Here is a 23,992-nt window from a genome sequence, read left to right as displayed (position 1 = left end):
GAAAGCTTAGCGGATCACCATCACCGATCCGCGCTTCATGATCGGGTTGCGTTCGGGATAATAAAGTGCTTCGTAGGAAATGATGTAAGGATAGCTTCCGGGCTGCACCTTTAAGCCTTTGTAAGTCCCGTCCCAACGCGCCTCGATATCGGTAGTAGCGAAAATAACCTCGCCCCAACGGTTGTAAATACGCATAGAGAAATTGGTATAATAGGCCCCGAACACTTGCAGTATCTCGTTATGACCTTCACCATCGGGCGTAAATGCATCCGGTATAAAGAACCGCGGCTCGCATTTGTCGACAACTTCGGTGGATTGCTCGGTTACGCAGCCTTCCTTGTTGGTAGCACGCACGATGTATTTACCTTCCTGATTGACGGTAATCGTTTTCGTCGTGTCACCGGAATGCGGCCAAAGGTACGAATAGGGGCCCTGCCCGCCGGCATCCAGGATTACAGACTGGCCGTCCGGAATACAAATGTAATTTTCAGGAGCGAGGCCAAGGATCGGGGACGGTAGTTCACCCACCTTGATCGTGTCGGAGTTGTAGCAGTCGTTTCTGTCTTTTACTACTACTGTATATTGTCCTGGCTGGCTGATTGTCACCTCGCGGGTGTCTTCGCCGGTGCTCCATTTGAATTCGATCCAGCGGGTACTTTCTACACTTAACACAATGGAGCTGTCGCGGCACAATGTAGTGTCGGGGCCAATGGAGAAGGCTGGCGGCTTGCGCAATGTGATTTCGATCGTATCGGCTGCGTAGCAATCTCCCTGCGGGCCATTGAATGCGATGGCGATGTAGCGGCCGGTAGAAGTGGCATTATAAGTACGGCCGCGGCCAACGACGCGTCCGCGGTTGATCCATGCGTAAACTTCGGCTTCAACTTTCATATCCAACGGCACATAGGCGCCGCAAGTATCTTTATCCGGGCCCAGGTCAATGTTCGAAGGAGTTTCATAAATGGTAACCTCCTGCACGATCGTGGTGTCGGTACATTTGTTCGTCGCGCGCATGGCCACCATGTAGGTGCCCGGTTTGGTGTAAGTATAGGTCGCCTGCTGCTGCTTGGAAGGCGCTGTAAACTGTCCGTTTCCAAGAAAATCCCACGAATAGCTGTCTTCAATCGGGTCACACATCGGACTGGCCTGGAAAGTCGTCGGCTCGTTGGTACAGAACCCGTCGGCTTCAAATCCCGGTCCCGAAGATTCCTGCGTGAAATCCTGGACCATATTGGGCAATCCCAGCTGGCTCTTTTTGCCTCCCAAATTAGCCCCGTCACGCTCATAGTCGACGCCCGTTAAGGAGTTCCCTTCCGGTTCACCTATCGTAGCCAGGTATTCACTTCCCTGAATGGCCATATAAATGCGCCCATCCGGCCCGAACTGCAATGCACCGAACTTCTGCGTGGCCGAACTGTCGATCGTAATGGCGGTTTCGATGACGAGGCTGTCGGGCAATGTAAGGTCATATTGTTTCAAAAGCGATTTCGTACCGTTCTCGCCCTGAAACGAAACGTACATTTTTTCACCGCTCGGAGAGAATTCAATACCATAGGCAATGGGCGGTGCGGGGCCGAGATCCATTGTTTTTTTGTAGGTTAATGTACCCGTTGAGTCGTTGAAACTGAACAGCTCCACATAATTTCGCGCGGGCCCCGGAATCACGACAGCCAGTTGGCGTTCGCCGGTAGTACTGTCGGGCGACGAAAATTTCATATAGCCCTCGGCTTTGTTGGTACTATCGTGCGCCATGCCGAGCTCGGGAGCTGCCACTTCCACGAGGCCGCCTGTGGTAGCGTGGAAAATGCGGAATTTGTTCGTGCCGTAATCGTGCGAAACGACCCAGTAAGTGCTATCGCGGTCGTTGCGGACAGAAGCAACGCGTTCGGTAGTAGGTGTTTGCAGCGTTGTATTTTGTTCGATAATCTGGCCCAGGCCATTGTTACGCCGCATATCTACCACGCTCACTGTCAGCAGCTTTTCGCCATTGATATCGGACGTCGTAAATATATTGTATAAATACTCGCAGCCTCTGCAAGTAGGCTGGGGCACAATGAGTACCGATTGCGTGGAATTCGGGCTACCTTTCATCGGCGCGCACGGCCCGAACGTGCACGTCATTTCATCCCCGTTCTTGTTCCACGCCTTGATACCATCGGAATAGAAGAGCAGCTGGCCTTTGGAATTGGCGATAGACGATGTTCCCTCAGGCGTATTCAACTTGCCGTCGGTTAACGGGGTCGGGGGTGTGTTGGAAAAATCCAGACCTGCATTGCCGCCGAAATACCACTTGGAACCTTCCTGCGCCTGCGGCTCCATACAAATCTTGACATTGATACGGTTCTGAATTTTACAGCCGTTGGGCATGATTACCTCTACCGAGTAACATCCCGAACTATCGACGTTCAAAGTCTGCGTGGTGTCGCCTTTGGGGTACCATATATATTTCGCACCGGCCGGCGCACCATTGGGATAAGGATCGAGGATCAGCGTGTCGCCTTTGCAAATGGTGGTATCGATTTTCCATTCCTGGAATTCCGGCGGCAGCTCTCCGATTTGTACGGCTTGTGTAACAGTTTCAGTAGCACCACTTTTCAGCGTCCGGACGAGTGTAACCGTGTAAGTGCCGGGCGACATGTAGGAATGTTGCGGATTGCGCCGCGTATCGGTTGCGCCGGCTTCCCCAAAGCTCCACCGCCACGCGGTAGCCGTGCTGAGCGTATCCCTGAACGAAGTCGAATCGGCTTCGCAATCAGGATTCTGCATACATTGTCCTTGTACCAGAAAGGGCGTCTGTGCCAAGGCACTCGCACCGACGAGCAGCATGAGCAGGCAGAGGACAGAAAAAAATCGGTGGTATCTATTATAAAATCGCCCCATGTTTCGTTACTTGTTCAAACACCCCTGGCCGTCTCAAAGAATATTCAAGTTACCCGACATTACTAACGAAAATAAAATGTTAAAATTTTGTGCGGTAATGTCGTAAAAACCACTCTAATTTGAATATTAATACGCAATTTGAGGATAATTTGTGAATTTAATCTGGTAATTTTTTTGAGTTCAAAAAGGGGCCGTTTTTTGGTAAGCGGCAAGCAAACACATCTATGATCAAGCGTTTACTTCCTCTCTTCCTACTGACACTGCTTTGCCTGAAAGGTTGGAGCCAGGATCCGCAATTTTCGCAGTTCTATGCGAACCCGCTGTACCTGAACCCGGCACTGGCCGGAGGGGCGTTGGCGCCGCGTGCAACGATCAATTACCGTAACCAATGGCCTTCATTGTCGGCCAACTTTGTAACTACCTCTATTGGTGCTGATGTGTTCCTGCCCAATTACAATAGCGGTCTTGGCGTGCTGGTAACGATGGACAGCCAGGGACTTGGAAACCTGAAATCGACCGAAGCGGCATTGCAATATTCCTATCAGATCCAGTTTAACGAGCTTACTTCGTTGCGTCTCGGAATCCAGGGCGGTTTCGCTTCGCGGACGCTCGATTACTTCGGATTGACGTTCGGAGATCAATATAATAATGGCGGATTAACCGGCCAGCCTTCGGAAGACCCGTTTGCAAAAGGTGGTCCTAATGTATTCTATGCTGATTTCGGTGCGGGTGCAATGCTTTATTCCGATTGGTACTGGGCAGGCGTTTCGGCGCACCACCTGAACCGCCCAAACCAGGCATTCTCGGAACTGACCGAAGCGCGGTTGCCCGTGAAAGCCAGTTTGCAGGCAGGTTTGCGCATTCCATTCGCGGGCTACACATTCCTGGGTGACGAAATCGACAAGGAAAAGACGATCTCGCCTGCTATCATGTATAAAAAGCAAGGCAAATACGACCAGTTCGATGCGGGTATGTACGTGACTATAGAGCCGCTCGTGATCGGTGCATGGTACCGCGGTATTCCTTTCAAAAAATACGAACAGAATATCAATAACCACGAATCGCTGATATTCCTGGCTGGCTACCGTCAGGACAAGTTCTCGATCGGTTATAGCTACGACCTCACCATTTCCACATTGGGCGCGGGTAGCGGTGGTGCGCACGAGATTTCACTTTCCTACGTTTTCGCGCCTTTCGAATCCAAACCGAAGCGCCCGAAAGCCCGTAAGCGACAGCTTTCATGTCCGAAGTTCTGATGCACTTCGAAAAAAAATAGTGAGAATTGAAATAGGGTAAACTTCGTCGGCAGAAGTCTTTTTTGGTGGTTACTTCACTATTTAAAGTCATTTTGACGATTATGTCCAACTACCGAAACCTCAATTTCCTTTTCACTCTTTTACTGCTCGTGGTGGCATTAAGCGCCGTAGCAGCGCCTCCGAAGCGGGAATTTTACGAAATCAAAATCTATCACCTTAAAAATGCCGATCAGGAAGCGCGCGTCGAGGCTTTCCTGAAAGACGCATATATTCCCGCCGCTCACCGAGCCGGTATTAAAAACGTAGGTGTTTTCAAGCCCGTCGCGACCGACACCATGGCCGGGAAACTGATTTACGTGTTAACCCCCATTAAATCTCTCGACGTCTTGCTGACTTTGCCTAAAACTTTGGACAAAGATGCAGCCTATGCTTCGGCAGGAAAGGACTATATCGAAGCGAACTACAAAAATCCGCCTTATGCACGTTTCGAATCAATCGTACTGCAAGCCTTTACGGAGGCGCCCGTGCACATGAAGCCCAACCTGACCGGGCCGAAAAGTGAAAGAGTATATGAACTGCGCAGTTACGAAGGCCATACCGAGAAAATTTACCGGAATAAGGTAAAGATGTTCAATGTGGGAGGCGAAGTTCCCTTGTTTGTTCGTCTGGGTTTCAATGCCGTATTCTATGGTGAAGTGGTGGCAGGAAGCCACATGCCGAACCTGATGTACATGACTACTTTCGAAAACAAGGCCTCTCGTGACGCGCATTGGAAATCCTTCACCGAAGATGCGGAATGGAATAAGCTGAAGGTAAATCCGGAGTATCAGAATAACGTTTCAAAAAACACCAGTTTCTTCTTGTATCCCACCGAATATTCGGATATATAGCATCCGAAACGGTTCCAGTCATTTTGAAAATGATGAGCAGGCACGTTCCGTTTCGGGCAGGCCGGGTCATCATTTTTTTGTTTAAAAACCCAACATTATGAAAGCCGCTATTTTAAAGAACCTTCACGAGCCGCTGGTGATCGAAACCACCCAGAAACCTAATCCCGGTCCGGGAGAAGTGCTCGTAGAAGTGAAAGCCGCATCGCTCAACCACCGCGATGTGTGGATACAAAAAGGCCTTTATCCGAGAATTACCACCCCGATTATACCGGGCTCCGACGGCGCGGGCATTGTGAAAGAGGTGGGAGATGGCGTGGCCAAAAGCTGGATCGGCAAAGAGGTGATTATCAACCCATCGCAAAATTGGGGAGACAATCCTGATTTTTACAGTGAAAACCACAAAATTCTTGGCCTTCCCGACGACGGTACATTTGCGGAATATGTAAAAACCGAAGCAAAGTACCTGGCTGAAAAACCGGCACATTTGTCGTTTGAAGAAGCGGCCGCATTGCCGATGGGCGGCCTGACGGCATGGCGATCGCTCATGACGCGTTGCCGGTTCAAAGAAGGCGATCGCGTGCTCGTGACGGGTGCGGGCGGAGGCGTGGCGCTCTCTGCCATTCAGTTCGCTATTGCAGCTGGCGCGGAGGTGTGGGTAACCTCGGGCTCGGACCAGAAAATTCAGAAAGCCATTGAAATGGGTGCGAAAGGCGGCATTAACTATAAAAACCCGACCTGGTTCCGCGACCTGCTCGTAAAAGCGCGTGGCCCGAAAACCGGCTATTTCAATGTGATCATCGATAGTGCCGGCGGTCCCGGTTTTGCCAAACTGATCGACATTGCCGCTCCCGGCGCCCGCATTTGCTTCTACGGCGGCGGAACCGGCAATATTACCGACATCGTCCCCGCAAAAGTGTTTTTCAAACAGCTGAATATTTACGGTAGTACGATGGGTACCGAGCAGGAATTTGCCGATATGGTAAAATTTGTAGCTGAAAAGCGGATTGTGCCGGTCATCGATAAATTATTTCCGCTGGAAGAAGCCGAACAGGCGCTCCGTTACATGGATGCCGGACAGCAGTTCGGCAAGATCGTACTTTCGATATAAATCTATTTTCTCACTGCCTCGATGGCAGCGCGGACGCTTCCGTGCTCATCGAGCAGTGATTGGGCCTCGTCAGGCGAGATATTCAGTTCATCAATGATCATGCGCAACGCTCTGTCGACCAGTTTTTCATTGGTGAGCTGCATATCTACCATTTTGTTTCCCTTCACTTTACCCAGCCGGATCATGACCGAAGTAGAAATCATGTTTAGGGCCAGTTTTTGAGCGGTACCGGATTTCATTCGGGTACTTCCGGTCAAAAATTCGGGTCCAACTACTATTTCAACGGGGTATGCGCAGGCTTTGGCTACCGCGGAACCGTCGTTGCAGACGACACAGCCTGTCAGCAAACCTGCATTGCGTGCCTCATTCAAACCGCCGATCACATAAGGTGTACGGCCGGATGCTGCTATTCCTATTAATGTATCGTTTTTGTTAGGTGTGTAAACCGCCAGGTCTTTCCAGGCCTGGTTCCAGTCGTCCTCCGCGTTTTCGACTGCTTTGCGAATGGCGGTGTCTCCACCCGCGATAATTCCGACTACGAGATCGAACGGCACACCGAATGTGGGCGGACATTCCGACGCGTCCACGACGCCTAATCGTCCGCTGGTACCGGCACCGATATAGAACAGGCGCCCGCCATTTTTCATCCTGGGAACGATCTGTTCCACCAATGCTTCGATTTGCGGGATCGATTTCTGAACGGCATGAGGCACTGTCTGATCCTCGCGGTTAATAGAGGTCAGAAGGTCGTGGACGCTCATTTTTTCGAGATCATTATAGTTCGAAGACGATTCGGTTGTCAGCATTGTGGTTCGTGGTTTTTGGAATTCAAAATTAAATGTTTTCCGATAACGATGTTGCACCGGGAGGAAATTTGGTATTTATCATAGATTAATAACAAAAAAAGCTCTGAATGTTTGGAAAATAAAAAGATAGGCTTCTAATTTGTAAGACCAAGTCAAAAACAGCGAAATTTCGCTAGACTTAAATGTTCCGCTAAAATGAAACTGACTCTTATCGTCCCGGTCCTACTTATCGTCACGCAATAGCGTGAGTGGGATGATAGCACATAACTGGCACCTCACTCACCTAACCGAGTGGGGTGTTTTTATTTTAAATACAATCATTCACCAATGGCGACAGAATTAAACAGATTTTCGAAGACCCTTACCCAGGAAGTAACCAATCCGGCCGCACAGGCGATGCTTTATGGAATTGGTTTGAAAGAAGAAGACTTTGTTAAACCCCAGATCGGGATTGCCAGCACGGGTTATGAAGGTAACCCTTGCAACATGCACCTGAACGGCTTGTCGGTGTACGTGAAACAGGGTGTGAATGCGAACGACATGGTGGGCCTGATCTTCAACACGATTGGTGTTTCGGATGGTATGACCAACGGAAACGACGGTATGCGCTACTCGCTCCCAAGCCGTGACATTATCGCGGATTCGATTGAAACGGTAGTGGCTGCACAATGGTACGATGGCGTGATCGCGGTAGTGGGTTGTGATAAAAACATGCCGGGCGCGATTATGGCGATGGCGCGTCTGGATCGCCCTTCCATTATGGTGTACGGCGGAACGATTCGTTCAGGACATTATAAAGGACAGAAACTCGACATCGTTTCGGCATTCGAAGCATTGGGTAAGAAGTTCGCCAACAATATTTCTGATGAAGATTATAAGGGAGTAATTCAAAATTCGATCCCTGGCCAGGGCGCTTGCGGCGGTATGTACACCGCGAACACGATGGCTTCTTCGATCGAGGCAATGGGATTGAGCTTGCCATTCAGCAGCTCTTACCCGGCTACGCACGAGGGCAAGCAGGAAGAATGCAAGAAGATCGGTGCGGCAATGAAGAAATTGCTCGAACTGAACATTACTCCGAAAGATATTATTACTAAAAAGTCGCTTGAAAATGCATTGACGGTGGTAATGGCCCTCGGTGGCTCTACCAATGCGGCATTGCACTACCTCGCGATCGCCCGCGCTGCAGACATTTCCCTGACGCTGGACGACATCCAGGCGATTTCGGACCGTACGCCATTTATCGCTGATTTGAAGCCTAGCGGTAAATACTTCATGGAGGATATTCTCGAAATCGGCGGTGTGCCTGCCGTTACCAAGTATTTGTATTCCGTAGGACTTATCCACGGAGATTGCATTACGGTAACCGGTAAAACAGTGGCTGAAAACCTCGCCGAGGCCCCCGACTTGAATTTTGAAACACAAAAAATGGTGTTCCCGATAGAAACGCCGATCAAACCAAGCGGACACATTCAGGTACTTTACGGTAACCTGGCTCCCGAGGGTTCGGTTGCGAAAATTACCGGTAAGGAAGGTCTGACATTCGACGGCGAAGCGAAAGTATGCGAGCACGAATCGGAGATTATCGATATGTTGGCCAAAGGTGAAATTAAAGCAGGTCACGTGGTAGTAATCCGTAATGCGGGCCCGAAAGGCGGTCCGGGTATGTCGGAAATGCTGAAACCTACTTCCGCGGTAATGGGAGCGGGCTTGGGCGACAAGATCGCATTGATTACCGACGGTCGTTTCTCAGGCGGTACGCATGGTTTCGTGGTAGGCCACATTACCCCGGAAGCATTCGACGGCGGCCCGATCGCTCTCGTAAAAGACGGCGACCGCATCAGCATCGATGCCAACACCCGCGTACTGACACTGCATATTTCCGACGAAGAAATGGCAGCCCGCAAAGCAGCCTGGGTACAACCCGCGCCGCGCTTTACAAAAGGTATGCTGGGAAGATATATCAGAACCGTGAAATCAGCCAGCGAAGGTTGCGTGACTGACGAAGCGTAAAATTGAAGGACAGAAATTCATCCGACTAAACAATACAGAGGTCATGGGATTTAATGAAAATCAAACTGCAACAATTCAGGGCTCGGAACCGGTGGTTTCGGTGGCCAAGCCGGAGCTGATCAATGGGTCGCATGCGGTGATCCAGTCGCTGATTGCGGAAGGGGTGAAAACCATTTTCGGCTATCCGGGCGGCGCGATTATGCCGGTGTACGATGCGATCTATGACTATCAGGATCAGGTCAACCACATTCTCGTACGCCACGAACAAGGCGCTGCGCATGCGGCGGAAGGGTTTGCGCGCATTACGGGCGAGGTAGGGGTTTGCCTTGTTACTTCGGGGCCGGGTGCTACCAACCTTGTAACGGGTATCGCCGACGCGATCATCGACTCCACGCCGATGGTCTGCATTATCGGTCAGGTCGCTTCGCATTTGCTCGGTACCGATGCATTTCAGGAGACCGACGTGATGGGTATCACCATTCCTATTACCAAATGGAACTACCAGGTTACCAATGCGGACGAAATCCCTGACATCATTGCCAAAGCATTTTATATAGCAAAATCAGGTCGTCCGGGACCGGTGTTGATCGATATTACCAAGGATGCGCAGCAGAAGCTGATGACAAAGCCTTTTGTACACAAAAAGGTGGAAACATTGCTGAGCTACCATCCGCGCATGGCGCCGAAAGACGAGCAATTGGCTGCGGCCGCGAAGCTGATCAACCAGGCGAAACGTCCGTTCCTTTTCGTAGGTCACGGCGTGCAGATCGCCGGCGCCGAGCAGGAGCTGATCCGGTTCGTTGAAAAAGCGGATATTCCGGTTGCGTCGACATTACTCGGACTTTCTTCGATGTCGGTTGACCATCCTAATTATGTAGGCTGGCTTGGAATGCACGGAAACTACGGTACGAATGTGCTCACCAACCAATGCGACCTCATTATCGCCGTCGGAATGCGTTTCGACGACCGCGTAACCGGTGATTTGAGCCGTTATGCGAAGCAGGCGAAAATAGTACACATCGAAATTGATCCGGCCGAAATTGACAAGATCATGAAGGCGGATGCACCGGTAGTGGGTGACGCTAAAATTGCGTTGGAATTGCTGCTTCCATTGGTGAATGAGAACAATCACGAAGCCTGGAAAGCGGAATTCAAGAAATACGATGTGATCGAGGATGAGAAGATCACCCAGCCCGAACTGGCTCCGACTACCGAGAAGATTAAAATGGCGGAAGTAATCCGCACGCTTTCAGACAAAACCAAAGGTGAAGCGGTGATCGTGGCGGACGTTGGTCAGCACCAGATGATGGCTGCGCGTTATTATCAGTTCAAAAAACCGAGCTCGTACATTACTTCGGGTGGTTTGGGAACGATGGGTTACGCATTACCGGCTTCATTCGGTGCCAAAGTAGGCGCGCCGGATCGTGAAGTTGTGGCGATCATTGGTGACGGTTGCTTCCAGATGACGATTCAGGAGTTGGGTACTATCGCACAAAGCGGTTTGCCGGTGAAAATCATCATCCTTAACAACAACTTCCTCGGAATGGTACGTCAGTGGCAGCAGCTGTTCCATCAGAAACGATATTCGTTCGTGGAGTTGCAAAACCCTGATTTCATCACCATTGCGAAAGGTTTCGGCATCGACGGCCATACCTGCGCGAAACGCGAGGATTTGCACGCGTCGCTGGATACAATGCTGGCTTCCGACAAACCTTACCTGCTGGAAGTATTGGTAGAGAAAGAAGAAAACGTGTTCCCGATGGTGCCAACGGGTGCTTGCGTAGCGGATATCCGTTTGGAATAATATAAAAGAGGAAGAAATTATGACATCATACACCATTTGTGTTTTTACTGAAAACACGATAGGCATTCTGAACAAGATCACGACGATTTTCACGCGGCGACGGATCAATATCGAAAGCTTAACCGTTTCGGAAACAGAGCGTAAGGGTATTTCCCGCTTTACGATCGTCATCCGTAGCGAGTCGCGTGACGCGGTGGAAAAGCTGGTCCGCCAGATCCGCAAGATCATCGAAGTACTCGCGGTTTTCGGGTACCTCAATGAGGACATCGCGTATAATGAGATCGCATTGTTCAAGGTTTCGACGCCGATCGGTGCCAAACCGCTCGATATCGAGACCATTAACAAGACCTATAAGGCTTGGGTTGTGTACTGGCACCTGACCTACGTGATCATCCAGAAGACCGGTACCGAAGAGGAGATCTTCGAATTTTTCGACTACATCAAACCGCACGAAATCCTCGAATTCGTTCGCTCAGGGCGTGTGGCGGTGAGCAAATCGCCTCAGACACTGGTAGATTATCTGCCGGAAGCTGAGTGGGAGTATTACCAATAGTCGGTCAGTTTTTAGTAGTATTGTTTTTTAATTCGTAGTAAATCAATAATCCAATCAATAATCAATGGCAAAATTAAATTTCGGCGGGGTCGAAGAAGAAGTAGTAACCCGTGAAGAATTTCCACTTGAAAAAGCACGTGAAGTACTTTCTACTGAAACTATCGCTGTAATTGGTTACGGCGTACAAGGCCCAGGCCAAAGCTTGAACATGCGCGACAACGGATTCAATGTAATCGTTGGTCAGCGTAAAGGTGGTAAGTCTTGGGACAAAGCCGTTGCTGACGGATGGGTGCCAGGCGAAACGCTTTTCGAATTGGAAGAAGCATTGGCAAAAGGAACCATCATTTGCTATTTGCTTTCGGATGCTGCTCAGATCGAGCTATGGCCAACTGTTAAGGCTAACCTTACTGCTGGAAAATCACTGTATTTCTCACACGGTTTCGGTGTAACTTATAAAGATCAGACTGGTATCGTTCCTCCTGCTGACGTAGATGTATACCTCGTTGCTCCGAAAGGATCAGGAACTTCACTTCGCCGTCTGTTCGTAGAAGGAAAAGGCTTGAACTCTTCTTTCGCGGTATTCCAGGATGCAACTGGTAAAGCGCGTGAAAAATGTATCGCAATGGGTATCGGTGTAGGTTCAGGTTACCTGTTCGAAACTGATTTCTACCGCGAAGTAACTTCCGACCTTACCGGCGAGCGTGGTACTTTGATGGGTGCTATCCAGGGTATTTTCGCTGCACAATACGAAGTGTTGCGTTCAAATGGCCACACACCTTCAGAAGCATTCAACGAAACAGTTGAAGAACTGACGCAATCGTTGATGCCATTGGTTGCTGAAAACGGTATGGACTGGATGTACGCTAACTGCTCTACTACTGCGCAGCGTGGTGCTTTGGACTGGTGGAAGCCTTTCCGTGACGCTACGAAGCCTGTTTTCGAACAACTTTACAACTCTGTAAAGAGCGGCGAGCAAGCTACTATCTCGATCACCCGCAACTCACAGCCTGACTACCGTGTGAAACTGGAAGCTGAGCTTGCAGAATTGCGCGAATCAGAAATGTGGCAAGCAGGTTCAACTGTACGTGGTCTGCGCCCGGAAAGAAACTAATTGTTTCAAAAAAATAATTCATTGCCGTTGACTTAAGTCAATGGCAATGGGAGAAAATGGAGCTTTGCTTTTTGCAAAGCTCTTTTGTTTCAGAATCACTTATGAGCACTTCACATTCCGTTCCGACTCTCGATAACATATTCCTCGCTGCCGAACGCTTGCGCGGGGTTATTAACCACACACCGATATTCTTTAATGCGCACCTTTCCGAGCAGTACGGGGCGAATATTTACCTCAAAAGGGAAGATTTGCAAACGGTACGCTCCTACAAAATCCGTGGCGCCTATAACAAAATGGCCAGCCTCACGCCCGAGGCCCTCGCAGGCGGGGTCGTGTGTGCGAGCGCGGGTAACCACGCGCAGGGCGTAGCATACGCATGCCGGAAAATGGAGGTGAAGGGTGCGATTTTCATGCCTACTACCACGCCGGCGCAGAAAGTAAAACAAGTGCGGCTCTTCGGGCAGGAGTGGATCGAAATCCATTTGGTAGGCGATACTTATGATGATGCCTACCACGCATCCATGGCTTACCGCGACAGTACCAATGCTGTTTTTGTACACCCGTTCGATGATTTGCAAGTTATTGAAGGACAAGGAACGGTAGGGCTGGAAATTTTCAAAGATGCCGATTTCAAGATCGATTACCTGTTGATGGCCATTGGCGGCGGCGGGTTGGCGTCGGGCATTTCTACTGTTTTCAAACAACTTTCTCCCAAAACACAGCTCATCGGCGTAGAACCGGAAGGCTCGCCTACCATGCACAAATCTATTCAGGAAGGGCATGTGGTGACGCTGGATAATATCGACAAGTTCGTAGATGGCGCTGCCGTCCGCCGTGCGGGCGACATTACCTTTGATATTTGCAGCAAGAGTTTGAACCAGATCCTGCTTGTGCCGGAAGGAAAAGTGTGCTCCTCGATCTTACAGCTGTATAATGAAGAAGCGATCGTAGCTGAACCGGCAGGTGCATTGACCGTGGCTGCACTGGACCTGATCCGGGACGATATCAAAGGCAAAAACGTCGTCGTATTGATCAGCGGTGGTAACAACGACATTACCCGTACAGAGGAGATCAAGGAGCGGTCATTGCTTTATGAGGGATTGAAGCATTATTTTATCATCCGCTTCCCCCAGCGCTCGGGTGCATTCCGCGAGTTTTTGAATGTGCTTGGGCCTAATGACGATATTGCTCGTTTCGAATATGTCAAGAAAACCAACCGCGAGCAGGGGCCTGCATTGGTCGGGATCGAATTAAAGAGCCGCGAAGACTTTGCGCCGCTGATCGAGCGAATGGATGCGAATCGTGTGGTGTACGAGTATTTGAATGATCAGCCGGATTTGTTTCAGTTTATGGTGTAAAATTTAAGGATATAGCTTTATGGGGCCACGTTTACGAGGAAACTTGTATAGTTTGATGATCGGCGTAATAGTTGCTGTAATGGCTTTTTCGCGTGTATCCGGTCAGGGAAAGCCGTTATATGGGTACGTCGTGTCTGCGAAAGGCGATACCGCCAAGGGTTATATCCGTTACGACGGCTGGGGCACCAGTCCGATGACTGTGGACTTTGCGAAGGAAAAGAATGGGCCGTTTGAAAAGATCGGCCAGGATGAAGCATCACAATTTTTCCTTGCACCGCTTAATGAGCGCTACGTTAGTAAGAGGATTGGAGTATTGAATATCGATCTGAGCAAAACTTATCAGATTGCTCCGTCTTTTGAAGCAAAAGATTCGGTCACCGTGTATTTGCGCGAGGTAACGACAGGCCCGAAAGCGACTTTGCTGGAATATCTGGACCCGACCGAGAAGCCGCATTTTTTTCTGGAAAAGGAAGGAAAACTGACGGAATTGCTCTACTACTCTTTTTACCGTGAAGTTCGGGGGAGAAAGTACCTGATCCAATATGAGGAATATGAGCGGCAGCTTCCGGTATTGTTGGGCGAAGGTAGCGATAATAGTCATCTACGTGACTACTCAGCAAAGGCGCTGGGGCGGTACATCGATCGCTATAATGGAATAACTGATCAGGTAAAGCATACCAGGACACCTTCCATCGAATCAGAAATGCAGATCGATGTCCATGTGATGGGCGGTTTGGAAGGTTGGGAGGAGGAAGGGGTTAATCTGGGAACAAGGCCGACATTTGGTGCCGGTTTGAGGATTGATCTTCCGAGGAGGTTTCACAATCGTTATTTCAAGATTTTGTTTTCAACGATAAGAGGTGTTTCCGAAAGTGAAGTGTACAATTATACGTCAAAGAAGAAAGTCAATTTGAATACCTTGGAGATAGGAATGGGAAGCTACATCGGTTCCGGCAACATTCGCCCTAACCTGGGGCTGGAATATAGTTTTCCAATGGACAGCTGGCGGAGTTCTATTTTCGGTCCGCACATTGGTATTTCTTATAAAAGGCTCCTAAGCCTGGAAGTCTCACATTTTGCTAACTTCTCGGCGGTCTTGACGAATATCATGTTTTTCAACCGCCCGCGTATCAGCTTGAACTACTACCTAAGCCTGAACAAATTTTTTAAAAGCCGGAATTAACAATCCGCCCGACAATGCTCCGCGTACCATCCGACATCAGCTCCCAGGAATTCGAGTCACTGAAAATTCAGGACATGACCTTCGTGGCCTATCGGAACGAGGTGTATCCCTCTAAGTACGACGTGTTTTTTGAGGAGCATGCGGTGATTGTGGTGCTGGAAGGCGAAAAGAAATTCACCAGCCCGACGCAGGAAGTGCATGTGGAAAAAGGGGATATTCTGTTCATTCAGAGGGGTTTTTACCTGATGTCGGAGTCCATTCACGAAGCTTACAAAAGTCTTGTGTTCTTTTTTGACGAAAAACTCCTGAAAGAATTTGTAGGGCTGCACCCCGAACTTTTCGATTCGCAAAATGACGCCGGGACCGTTGAGTATCCGATTCTGCTGTTGAAGTCGGATGATAATTTCGAGAAGTTCATTCAATCTGTATTTCCCTACTTTCGCTCGCGGACGGAGTTGAAGAACCACTTTCTACGCCTGAAATTCCAGGAGCTTTTGCTGCATTTGATGGAGCTGGATAATTCAAACCAGCTGCGGGGTATTTTGTATAGCTTGTATAAAGGGGAAAAGGTCGATCTTTCGTTTTTGATGAACAGTTACTACCTGAAACCACTTACATTAAATGAGCTGGCTCGCTTGTCGGGCCGGAGTCTTTCGGCATTCAAAAGGGATTTTCAGGATGAATTTAATACTTCACCTGCATTATGGCTGAAAAACAAGCGGCTCGATTATGCCGATTTTCTGTTGAGAAATAGTACTAAGAACGTTTCGGAGATCAGTACGGAGATCGGCTATGAGAGCGTTTCGCATTTTATCAAGACTTATAAAGAGAAGTACGGGACGACGCCGAAGCGGCAGGGGTAGATTGCGGTTTTATATCATAATATGCATTAACTTCATAGAATAAATTTTTGCGACATGAAGTTTGGACGAGTGGAAAATGTACTGAGTGAATCCAGGGATTACTTTTTTAGTAAGTATCCCTTGAAATCCATGGCACTTTTCGGGTCGATTGCAAGGGATGAGGCGACTGATCAGAGCGATGTTGACATATTAGTTGAATTCTCAGAACCAGTAGGGTTTGAATTTGTGGACCTTGCAATGGAGTTGGAGGAAATATTACATTGCAAAGTTGATCTTGTGAGCAAAAAAGGCGTTAAACCTGAAATGCTGCCATTCATCGAAAAAGATCTGATCTATGTCTGAACGACAGCCGAGCATTTTGTTGTCAGATATGCTCGATTCTATCAACGCCATTTTGGAATATACCAATGGGATGGATTTCGAGGCTTTTCTTAATGATCGTAAAACACGGGATGCCGTCATCAGGAATCTACAGGTATTGGGTGAGGCAGCCAATCGCGTCCCCAGGATATCGCGGGAGGAGCATCCGCAAATCGAATGGATGAGAATTATAAGGTCGCGGCACATTCTGGTGCACGATTACGCAGGTATTGACTATGAGATAGTTTGGCGAATTATCGAGGTGCATCTGCCTCCACTGAGAGACGCACTGCAAGGTATTTTGAAACACTCCAAATAAAGATTTCCGCTCAAATCGCTATCCCAAACCAAAATCACTATTTTTTGAACCTTTACCGTTATACATATTCCTTTAAATATGCGGTAATTTGTAATGTCGGTTCTCCTTCTGAGAAAGGCGTTGATTATCAGCTCTTTCTTTGAAGCCTGAACGACGAGGCGAAATTCTAATTTTAATCAAAATGAGTAATCAAGCGAGTACCCTTTTCGACAAAGTGTGGGATGCCCACGTTGTCCGTAAAATCGAGGACGGTCCGGATGTGTTCTTCATCGACCGCCATTTTATCCACGAGGTAACAAGCCCTGTTGCTTTTCTTGGACTCGAAACCAGAGGCATTGGCGTGATGTATCCCGAGCGCACTTTCGCAACGGCCGATCACAACACCCCGACCATCAACCAACACCTTCCGGTAGCCGACCCGCTTTCCGCGAACCAGCTGAAAGCCCTCGAAGCGAATGCCGCGAAATATGGCATTTCACACTGGGGATTGGGCCACGCCCGTAACGGTATTGTACACGTGGTAGGACCTGAAAACGGCATTACGCTGCCAGGTATGACGATCGTTTGCGGCGACTCCCACACTTCTACCCACGGTGCATTCGGCGCTATTGCGTTCGGTATTGGTACCTCGGAGGTGGAAATGGTGCTTTCTTCGCAATGCATTATGCAGCCTAAGCCTAAGAAAATGCGTGTAAACGTGAATGGCCAGCTAGGCAAAGGGGTTACTCCGAAAGACGTAACACTTTATATCATTTCGAAACTGACTACTGCCGGTGCGACGGGTTATTTCGTTGAATATGCAGGGGATGTATTCGAGAATATGTCGATGGAAGGCCGTATGACCGTCTGCAACATGAGCATCGAAATGGGTGCGCGTGGCGGTATGATCGCTCCGGACGAAACTACATTTGCCTACATCAACGGCCGCGAGCAAGCCCCGAAAGGCGAGAAGTGGGACAAAGCATTGGCTTACTGGAAAACTTTGAAAACAGATGAAGGCGCTGTTTTTGACAAAGAATATAACTTCGATGCAGCCGATATCGAGCCGATGATCACTTACGGTACCAACCCGGGAATGGGGCAGGGTATCACAAGAGCGATCCCTACTTCGGATCAGGTGGAAGGCGGTAAGGCTACTTACGACAAGTCTTTGAACTACATGGGCTTCCATGAGAACGAGAATATGCTGGGCAAGAAAATCGATTACGTTTTCATCGGTAGCTGTACCAATGGCCGTATCGAGGACTTCCGTGCGTTCGCGTCGATCGTGAAAGGCCGCAAAAAGGCCGATAATGTGACGGCATGGATCGTTCCGGGCTCGCACATCGTAGAAGCGCAGATTAAAGAAGAAGGTATCCTGGATATTCTGACCGACGCTGGTTTCGAATTGCGCCAGCCGGGCTGCTCGGCTTGTCTGGCGATGAACGACGACAAGATTCCGGCCGGCAAATACGCGGTAAGTACTTCCAACCGTAACTTTGAAGGTCGCCAGGGCCCGGGAGCGCGTACCTTGCTCGCGAGCCCGCTCGTAGCAGCTGCCGCAGCCGTAACCGGCGTAGTTACTGATCCAAGAACACTTCTTTAATCCGCATTAACACAATGGCTTACGATAAATTCACCATACTGAAAAGTTCGGCGGTACCCCTGCCGATTGAAAACGTAGATACCGACCAGATCATCCCGGCCCGCTTTTTGAAAGCGACCAAACGCGAAGGATTTGGCGACAACCTCTTCCGCGACTGGCGCTATAATGGCGACGACACGCCGAAGCAGGACTTCGTTTTGAACAACCCTATTTACTCCGGCAAAATACTTGTAGGAGGTCGCAACTTCGGCAGCGGTTCCAGCCGCGAGCACGCTGCGTGGGCGATCTACGATTACGGTTTCCGCTGCGTGGTTTCCAGCTTCTTTGCAGATATTTTCAAGGGTAACTCATTGAATATCGGAATCTTGCCTGTACAGGTAAGCCCTGAGTTCCTGAACAAAATCTTCGAAGCGATAGAGGCCGATCCTAATGCACAACTGGAAGTGAACTTGCAGGAGCAGAAAATCACCATCCTTGCTACCGGCGAGAGTGAGTCTTTCGATATTAACGGTTATAAAAAACATAACCTGATGAACGGCTTCGATGATATCGATTATCTGCAAGCGATGAAGGGAAATATCAAGGAGTTTGAAGCAGAAAGAATATTTTAATGAGCTGTCGGCGATCGGCAGTCGGCTGTCGATTCTCCTGACCGCCGACCGCTGGTTGCCGACGGCTGACTACCTATGAACAGCCGCTACATAGAAATAATGGACACGACACTCCGCGATGGTGAGCAAACCAGCGGGGTGTCGTTTTCCGCATCAGAAAAACTGACCATCGCCCAGATCCTCTTGCAGGAAGTGAAGGTCGACCGCATTGAAGTAGCCTCGGCCCGGGTGTCGGAAGGTGAATTTCAAGCGGTTAAAAAAATCACGGATTGGGCTGGTAAGAATGGTTTTCTGGATAAAATTGAAGTACTCACTTTCGTCGACGGCGACGCGTCCATTAACTGGATGGTACAGGCCGGCGCGAAGGTGATGAACCTCCTCACCAAAGGGTCGCTGAACCATTTGACCCATCAGCTGAAAAAATCACCGGAAGCGCATTTCGAAGATATTCGGAATGTGGTCGAGCTGGCGGAGTCGAAAGGCATTCAATGCAATGTGTACCTCGAAGATTGGAGCAATGGTATGCGTAGTTCAAAAGATTATGTATTTCAATCGCTTGATTTTCTCGCAACGTTGCCGATAAAGCGCATTCTGTTGCCTGATACCCTTGGCATTCTCACGCCATCCGAGTCGTATACGTTCATAAAAGAAATCGTCGAGCGGTACCCCGACCAGCATTTCGAATTCCACGGCCATAACGACTACGACCTTGGCGTGGCGAATGTAATGGAGGCGCTTCGCGCGGGCGTGCAAGGCTTGCACCTGACCGTAAATGGTATGGGTGAGCGCACAGGTAATGCCCCGCTCGCGAGCACAATCGCGGTGATCAACGACCTGATGCCCGAATGCACGACGGCCGTGAATGAGAAGTCGTTGTACTCGATCAGCAAGCTGGTGGAGACCTTCTCGGGTATCCGCATTCCTGCGAACAAACCAATTGTAGGAGAAAGTGTTTTTACACAAACTGCTGGTATTCATGCAGATGGGGATAAAAAGAACAATCTCTATTTCAGCAAACTGATGCCTGAGCGTTTTGGGCGTCAGCGTTTGTATGCATTGGGTAAAACTTCCGGAAAGGCGAACATCGAGAACAACCTGCGGGACCTGGGTATTACACTTTCAGATACCGACCTTAAAAAAGTAACACAGCGGATCATTGAGCTCGGCGATCGCAAAGAGGCCGTGACGCCGGAGGATTTACCTTACATTATTTCCGATATTCTCGACAGCGACGCGATCGAGGAAAAGGTTGTGATTACCAATTACGTGCTAACGCATTCCAAAAACCTAAAACCTTCCGCCACATTGCAGATCTCGTTTGGCGAAGAGGTTTTTGAGGAAAATGCACAGGGTGACGGACAGTACGATGCATTTATGAATGCATTGAAAAAGATTTATTTAAAGAAGGGGATCGACCTGCCGATGCTGAGCGACTATACCGTACGGATTCCTCCGGGCGGTAAGACTGACGCATTGTGCGAAACGATCATTACCTGGGAAATCAATGGTAAGGAGGTCAAAACGCGTGGTTTGGATTCCGACCAGACGTTTTCGGCGATCAAGGCTACCCAGAAAATGCTGAACCTGATCGGCATTCCCGAAAACAGGATTACCCCCGAACCATTAGCTGATGCATTGTCGTAAGGCAATGCATTTATTTATTCATAATTTATTGATTATCAATTAAACCACTTAATGAAAAAGCATATCCTTATCGTTCCGGGCGACGGAATCGGACAAGAAGTTACAGAGGTAGGAAAGGCAGTGTTGGTAAAAATCGCCGAGAAATTCGGTCATGAATTCACTTACGACGAGGCTTTGATGGGTCACGTAGCCATCGAGGCGACCGGTAACCCGCTTCCGGACGAAACGCTCGAAAAGATGCGCAATTCCGACGCCATCCTTTTCGGTGCCGTTGGTCACCCGAAATACGACAACGATCCTACCGCCAAAGTTCGTCCGGAGCAAGGCTTGCTGAAAATGCGCAAGGAGCTGGGATTGTATGCTAACCTTCGTCCGATCAAATTGTTCGACGAGCTTTTGGGCGCATCTTCTATCCGTCCTGAAATCCTGAAAGGTTCGGACATCCTCTTCTTCCGCGAACTGACAGGCGACATCTATTTCGGAGAAAAAGGACGCAAAAACGATAATAACACTGCTTACGACATCGCTGAATACAGCCGTTACGAAGTGGAGCGCATTGCGCGCAAAGCATTCGAAGCTGCCCGTACGCGTGGAAAACGTCTTTGTTCTGTGGATAAGGCGAACGTTTTGGAAACCAGCCGTCTGTGGCGCGAGGTAATTCAGGCGCTGGCTCCCGAATATCCCGATATTACTGTTGAGCACCAATTCGTAGATGCAGCGGCGATGATGCTTATCAAAGACCCTAAGCGTTTCGACGTCGTTGTGACCGCTAACCTGTTTGGCGATATCCTTACCGACGAGGCGAGCCAGATCGCCGGATCAATGGGAATGCTCGCTTCGGCATCTGTTGGCGACAGTACCGGCGTTTACGAACCGATCCACGGCTCAGCGCACGACATTACGGGCAAAGGAGTTGCAAACCCCTTGGCATCAGTACTTTCTGCGGCATTGCTCCTCGATATTTCATTTGGCTTGAAGGAAGAATCGGAAGCGATTATTTCGGCGGTTGACAAGTTGCTGAAAGATGGTTTCAGGACGCGCGACATTGCCGATGTAACCACTCCGGCGGACAAGATCCTGAATACGCAGCAGGCAGGCGAAGAGCTTTTGAAAAGAATTTAAAAAATTTCAAAGTTTTGCCAAACAATATTTGTTGCATTCAAAACTTGTGCTTTCTTTGCAGAAGAAACTCGCGGTTAGCGAAATTTCGCAACATGAATATGAGCCAGCAAGATAACCTCATTCTCAATCTCCAACAGCTACCGTGAGGGCGGGAAAGGTTATGTTTTGATAAGTTACAAACCCTTTCCCGTGACACGGAAAGGGTTTTATATTGCCTGAAATATTGTTAAATTCGTGTCCCATAAAAAAATTAATACCCACCAATGAGTAATCGAGTTCAGATCTTCGACACTACTTTAAGAGACGGCGAGCAGGTGCCGGGCAGCCAATTGACCACCGAAGAAAAAATCGTGGTTGCCACACAACTCGAAAAGCTGGGGGTAGATATTATCGAAGCCGGTTTCCCGGTTTCAAGTCCCGGAGATTTTCGTTCTGTGGTAGAAATCTCCAAGGCTGTCCGTGAGCCTATTATCTGTGCGCTCTCACGTGCGGTGCAGGGCGATATCGACGCGGCTGCGGAAGCATTGCAGTATGCGAATCGGGCACGTATCCACACGGGTATCGGTTCTTCCGACATTCACATCCAGCATAAATTCAATACTACCCGCGAAAAAATCATCGAAAGAGCGATTGCGGCTACGAAATATGCTAAAAGTAAAGTGGAGGATGTAGAATTTTATTGTGAAGATGCAGGCCGCGCAGACCTGGTGTTCCTTTCGCAATTGGTGGAGGCGGTAATCGGTGCCGGAGCGACGGTAGTGAATATCCCTGACACGACAGGATATTGCCTGCCCGACGAGTACGGAAACAAAATCAAATACATCTTCGAACACGTTTCGAACATTCATAAGGCCACGATCTCAATCCACTGTCACAACGACCTTGGCCTGGCAACTGCAAACTCGATCGCAGGTATCAATCAGGGTGCGCGTCAGGTAGAGGTGACCATCAATGGTATCGGCGAACGCGCCGGTAATACTTCGCTGGAAGAGGTGGTAATGGCATTGAAAGTGCATCAGGAGCTAGGTCTTGAAACAGGGATAAACACGCAGCATATTTATCCGACCAGCCAATTGGTGTCGAAAATGATGCGCATGCCGGTGCAGGCCAACAAGGCGATCGTTGGTCGTAACGCGTTCGCTCATTCATCGGGTATCCACCAGGACGGCTTCCTAAAGAACAACCTGAACTACGAGATTATGAACCCGCAGGACGTGGGTGTGGATAAGTCGGATATCGTGTTGACGGCCCGCAGCGGACGTCACGCATTGAAGCACCGACTGGAATTATTGGGCTTCTCCTTTGAAAAAGCGGCATTGGACGAACTGTACACACGGTTCCTCGAAGTAGCCGATATCAAGAAAGAAGTAAACGACGGAGATCTGGTTGAGCTGGTGCGTACAGCGGAAGCGGTTTAATTAGAATATCCTTAGAATTAGTTAACAGCTTGAATCTGAATTTGATGTTTTAAAGAATTTTTTGTAAGATTACATATTCAATAACATCCATCAGATTGCAAAAAGCCCTCGGTGATTCTGACTAAGGGCTTTTTCTTTGTTTTACAGGATAATGGTGCGGTTGTGGTGGATGAAAACGCGGTCGTTAAAAACCAGTTTTAGGGCCTTCGAGAGTACCGCTTTTTCAGTGTCTTTTCCCAAAGTTGCCATATCCGAAGCGGTCAGTTTGTGATCGACTTCTTTTACGTCTTGCGCGATGATCGGACCTTCGTCGAGGTCGTTGTTTACAAAATGCGCAGTAGCCCCAATGATTTTCACGCCGCGTTCGTAAGCCTGCCGGTAAGGGTTTGCCCCGATGAAAGCGGGAAGGAACGAATGATGGATGTTCACGATCCGGTTCGGAAAACGATCGACGAATTGAGGTGTGATAATCCGCATGTATTTGGCCAGCACCACGTAATCCGGACGGTAAATATCCAGTGTCCTCAATATCGCCTCTTCGTGCTCCTCACGGGTTTTGTTTTCATGCGAAATAAAATGAAAAGGTATTCCAAACTTCCCCACAAGCGGCTGTAACGTATTGTAATTGCTCACCACCGCCAGAATAGTGGCATCCAGTTCGTTAAATGCGTAACGGATCAGCAATTCGCCCAGGCAATGGTGCTCCTTGGTGACCATCAGCACGATATCCTTGTTTTTCTTAGGATTAATGCGCAGGTTCAGGCCGGCAGGTAATTCGGATTGGAGTGCTTTTAACAATTCCGCTATATCGGTATCGCCCTCGAATTCAGTACGCATAAAGAAATAGCGGGAAGGACTAACATATTCGTCGTTACTGATGATATTCTGATTGTGGGCAAAAAGAATGCGGGTAACATGGTAAATCAAACCCTTATGATCGGGGCCGTCCATTAATAATATATGTCTTTGACTCATGAAGGGTTTGTTGTAGCACTTAGCGAACCTCAAATATACAACAGAAGAGATGCTATTAGCGGCTCAATCAGAGCGCATTTTCATATTATCTGTAACAAATCAAAAAGCATCTGTGTTAATTGAAAATAAGGCA

Annotated in this window: 20 protein-coding genes; 17 read left to right on the top strand and 3 right to left on the bottom strand. The window is 49.0% G+C overall.

The window, feature by feature from the left end; translation table 11 throughout:
• Nucleotides 1–6: 6 nt before the first annotated feature.
• Nucleotides 7–2,766, bottom strand: a complete 2,760-nt coding sequence (locus BMW93_RS29925; protein ID WP_229240998.1) for a PKD domain-containing protein — start codon at nt 2,764–2,766, stop codon at nt 7–9.
• 338 nt (nt 2,767–3,104) lie between these two features.
• Here BMW93_RS29925 and BMW93_RS29920 point away from each other — a divergent pair, with 338 nt between their 5' ends.
• The 3 genes from BMW93_RS29920 (at nt 3,105) to BMW93_RS29910 (ending at nt 6,134) form a co-directional block, all read left to right on the top strand.
• The gene (locus BMW93_RS29920) at nt 3,105–4,136 is read left to right on the top strand and encodes a type IX secretion system membrane protein PorP/SprF (RefSeq protein ID WP_090385229.1); all 1,032 of its coding nucleotides are present in this window, start codon (nt 3,105–3,107) and stop codon (nt 4,134–4,136) included.
• Nucleotides 4,137–4,237: 101 nt separating this feature from the next.
• The gene (locus BMW93_RS29915) at nt 4,238–5,026 is read left to right on the top strand and encodes an NIPSNAP family protein (protein ID WP_090385227.1); all 789 of its coding nucleotides are present in this window, start codon (nt 4,238–4,240) and stop codon (nt 5,024–5,026) included.
• 97 nt (nt 5,027–5,123) lie between these two features.
• A complete protein-coding gene (locus tag BMW93_RS29910) occupies nt 5,124–6,134 on the top strand; it encodes an alcohol dehydrogenase catalytic domain-containing protein (RefSeq protein WP_090385225.1) in 1,011 nt (336 codons plus the stop codon).
• A gap of 2 nt (nt 6,135–6,136) precedes the next feature.
• Here BMW93_RS29910 and murQ read toward each other — a convergent pair whose 3' ends face one another.
• The gene (murQ, locus tag BMW93_RS29905) at nt 6,137–6,940 is read right to left on the bottom strand and encodes an N-acetylmuramic acid 6-phosphate etherase (protein ID WP_177194240.1); all 804 of its coding nucleotides are present in this window, start codon (nt 6,938–6,940) and stop codon (nt 6,137–6,139) included.
• 327 nt (nt 6,941–7,267) lie between these two features.
• Here murQ and ilvD point away from each other — a divergent pair, with 327 nt between their 5' ends.
• The 14 genes from ilvD (at nt 7,268) to BMW93_RS29835 (ending at nt 22,884) form a co-directional block, all read left to right on the top strand.
• Entirely contained in the window at nt 7,268–8,953 is a 1,686-nt protein-coding gene (gene ilvD / locus BMW93_RS29900) for a dihydroxy-acid dehydratase (RefSeq protein WP_090385222.1), read from the top strand.
• Nucleotides 8,954–8,996: 43 nt separating this feature from the next.
• Complete coding sequence (ilvB, locus tag BMW93_RS29895) at nt 8,997–10,757, top strand: biosynthetic-type acetolactate synthase large subunit (protein ID WP_090385216.1); 1,761 nt, start codon at nt 8,997–8,999, stop codon at nt 10,755–10,757.
• A gap of 19 nt (nt 10,758–10,776) precedes the next feature.
• Nucleotides 10,777–11,310 carry an acetolactate synthase small subunit gene (ilvN, locus tag BMW93_RS29890; protein WP_090385213.1) on the top strand — a complete coding sequence of 178 codons (534 nt, stop codon included), beginning with the start codon at nt 10,777–10,779 and terminating at the stop codon, nt 11,308–11,310.
• 64 nt (nt 11,311–11,374) lie between these two features.
• Nucleotides 11,375–12,421 (top strand): ketol-acid reductoisomerase, encoded by a 1,047-nt coding sequence (gene ilvC, locus BMW93_RS29885; protein WP_090385210.1) that lies wholly within the window; start codon nt 11,375–11,377, stop codon nt 12,419–12,421.
• 101 nt (nt 12,422–12,522) lie between these two features.
• Entirely contained in the window at nt 12,523–13,779 is a 1,257-nt protein-coding gene (gene ilvA, locus BMW93_RS29880; protein WP_090385207.1) for a threonine ammonia-lyase IlvA, read from the top strand.
• Nucleotides 13,780–13,858: 79 nt separating this feature from the next.
• Entirely contained in the window at nt 13,859–14,962 is a 1,104-nt protein-coding gene (locus tag BMW93_RS29875) for a hypothetical protein (protein ID WP_143061744.1), read from the top strand.
• A 14-nt stretch (nt 14,963–14,976) separates the two neighbouring features.
• Nucleotides 14,977–15,825, top strand: a complete 849-nt coding sequence (locus BMW93_RS29870) for a response regulator transcription factor (protein WP_090385200.1) — start codon at nt 14,977–14,979, stop codon at nt 15,823–15,825.
• A 54-nt stretch (nt 15,826–15,879) separates the two neighbouring features.
• Entirely contained in the window at nt 15,880–16,167 is a 288-nt protein-coding gene (locus BMW93_RS29865) for a nucleotidyltransferase family protein (RefSeq protein WP_090385196.1), read from the top strand.
• On the top strand, nt 16,160–16,504 hold the full coding sequence (locus BMW93_RS29860) for a DUF86 domain-containing protein (protein WP_090385193.1): 345 nt from the start codon (nt 16,160–16,162) through the stop codon (nt 16,502–16,504). Before BMW93_RS29865 ends, BMW93_RS29860 begins: the two co-directional genes overlap by 8 nt.
• 181 nt (nt 16,505–16,685) lie before the next feature.
• Nucleotides 16,686–18,089, top strand: a complete 1,404-nt coding sequence (gene leuC / locus BMW93_RS29855) for a 3-isopropylmalate dehydratase large subunit (RefSeq protein WP_090385191.1) — start codon at nt 16,686–16,688, stop codon at nt 18,087–18,089.
• Between the two features lie 14 nt (nt 18,090–18,103).
• Nucleotides 18,104–18,700, top strand: coding sequence for a 3-isopropylmalate dehydratase small subunit (gene leuD, locus BMW93_RS29850; protein ID WP_090385188.1), 597 nt, complete (start codon nt 18,104–18,106; stop codon nt 18,698–18,700).
• Nucleotides 18,701–18,775: 75 nt separating this feature from the next.
• The gene (locus BMW93_RS29845) at nt 18,776–20,344 is read left to right on the top strand and encodes an alpha-isopropylmalate synthase regulatory domain-containing protein (RefSeq protein WP_090385186.1); all 1,569 of its coding nucleotides are present in this window, start codon (nt 18,776–18,778) and stop codon (nt 20,342–20,344) included.
• 51 nt (nt 20,345–20,395) lie between these two features.
• Nucleotides 20,396–21,466 carry a 3-isopropylmalate dehydrogenase gene (gene leuB / locus BMW93_RS29840; protein WP_090385183.1) on the top strand — a complete coding sequence of 357 codons (1,071 nt, stop codon included), beginning with the start codon at nt 20,396–20,398 and terminating at the stop codon, nt 21,464–21,466.
• Nucleotides 21,467–21,729: 263 nt separating this feature from the next.
• The gene (locus BMW93_RS29835; RefSeq protein WP_090385181.1) at nt 21,730–22,884 is read left to right on the top strand and encodes a 2-isopropylmalate synthase; all 1,155 of its coding nucleotides are present in this window, start codon (nt 21,730–21,732) and stop codon (nt 22,882–22,884) included.
• Between the two features lie 141 nt (nt 22,885–23,025).
• On the opposite strand, the gene purU is transcribed toward BMW93_RS29835, so the two are convergent.
• Nucleotides 23,026–23,835 (bottom strand): formyltetrahydrofolate deformylase, encoded by an 810-nt coding sequence (gene purU / locus BMW93_RS29830; protein WP_229241010.1) that lies wholly within the window; start codon nt 23,833–23,835, stop codon nt 23,026–23,028.
• Between the last annotated feature and the right edge of the window lie 157 nt (nt 23,836–23,992).

The sequence above is a fragment of the Dyadobacter sp. SG02 genome (genome assembly GCF_900109045.1).
Taxonomy (GTDB): domain Bacteria; phylum Bacteroidota; class Bacteroidia; order Cytophagales; family Spirosomataceae; genus Dyadobacter.
The sequence above is the reverse complement of the archived record's forward strand: the minus strand, read 5'-3'. Positions and strand labels throughout refer to the sequence as shown.

What these genes read in the sequence shown, in the direction of transcription:
- BMW93_RS29925 (WP_229240998.1), bottom strand. Translation starts at nt 2,766, where the DNA reads ATGCAGAATCCTGATTGCGAAGCCGATTCGACTTCGTTCAGGGATACG.
- BMW93_RS29920 (WP_090385229.1), top strand. Translation starts at nt 3,105, where the DNA reads ATGATCAAGCGTTTACTTCCTCTCTTCCTACTGACACTGCTTTGCCTG.
- BMW93_RS29915 (WP_090385227.1), top strand. Translation starts at nt 4,238, where the DNA reads ATGTCCAACTACCGAAACCTCAATTTCCTTTTCACTCTTTTACTGCTC.
- BMW93_RS29910 (WP_090385225.1), top strand. Translation starts at nt 5,124, where the DNA reads ATGAAAGCCGCTATTTTAAAGAACCTTCACGAGCCGCTGGTGATCGAA.
- murQ (WP_177194240.1), bottom strand. Translation starts at nt 6,940, where the DNA reads ATGCTGACAACCGAATCGTCTTCGAACTATAATGATCTCGAAAAAATG.
- ilvD (WP_090385222.1), top strand. Translation starts at nt 7,268, where the DNA reads ATGGCGACAGAATTAAACAGATTTTCGAAGACCCTTACCCAGGAAGTA.
- ilvB (WP_090385216.1), top strand. Translation starts at nt 8,997, where the DNA reads ATGGGATTTAATGAAAATCAAACTGCAACAATTCAGGGCTCGGAACCG.
- ilvN (WP_090385213.1), top strand. Translation starts at nt 10,777, where the DNA reads ATGACATCATACACCATTTGTGTTTTTACTGAAAACACGATAGGCATT.
- ilvC (WP_090385210.1), top strand. Translation starts at nt 11,375, where the DNA reads ATGGCAAAATTAAATTTCGGCGGGGTCGAAGAAGAAGTAGTAACCCGT.
- ilvA (WP_090385207.1), top strand. Translation starts at nt 12,523, where the DNA reads ATGAGCACTTCACATTCCGTTCCGACTCTCGATAACATATTCCTCGCT.
- BMW93_RS29875 (WP_143061744.1), top strand. Translation starts at nt 13,859, where the DNA reads ATGGCTTTTTCGCGTGTATCCGGTCAGGGAAAGCCGTTATATGGGTAC.
- BMW93_RS29870 (WP_090385200.1), top strand. Translation starts at nt 14,977, where the DNA reads ATGCTCCGCGTACCATCCGACATCAGCTCCCAGGAATTCGAGTCACTG.
- BMW93_RS29865 (WP_090385196.1), top strand. Translation starts at nt 15,880, where the DNA reads ATGAAGTTTGGACGAGTGGAAAATGTACTGAGTGAATCCAGGGATTAC.
- BMW93_RS29860 (WP_090385193.1), top strand. Translation starts at nt 16,160, where the DNA reads ATGTCTGAACGACAGCCGAGCATTTTGTTGTCAGATATGCTCGATTCT.
- leuC (WP_090385191.1), top strand. Translation starts at nt 16,686, where the DNA reads ATGAGTAATCAAGCGAGTACCCTTTTCGACAAAGTGTGGGATGCCCAC.
- leuD (WP_090385188.1), top strand. Translation starts at nt 18,104, where the DNA reads ATGGCTTACGATAAATTCACCATACTGAAAAGTTCGGCGGTACCCCTG.
- BMW93_RS29845 (WP_090385186.1), top strand. Translation starts at nt 18,776, where the DNA reads ATGAACAGCCGCTACATAGAAATAATGGACACGACACTCCGCGATGGT.
- leuB (WP_090385183.1), top strand. Translation starts at nt 20,396, where the DNA reads ATGAAAAAGCATATCCTTATCGTTCCGGGCGACGGAATCGGACAAGAA.
- BMW93_RS29835 (WP_090385181.1), top strand. Translation starts at nt 21,730, where the DNA reads ATGAGTAATCGAGTTCAGATCTTCGACACTACTTTAAGAGACGGCGAG.
- purU (WP_229241010.1), bottom strand. Translation starts at nt 23,835, where the DNA reads ATGGACGGCCCCGATCATAAGGGTTTGATTTACCATGTTACCCGCATT.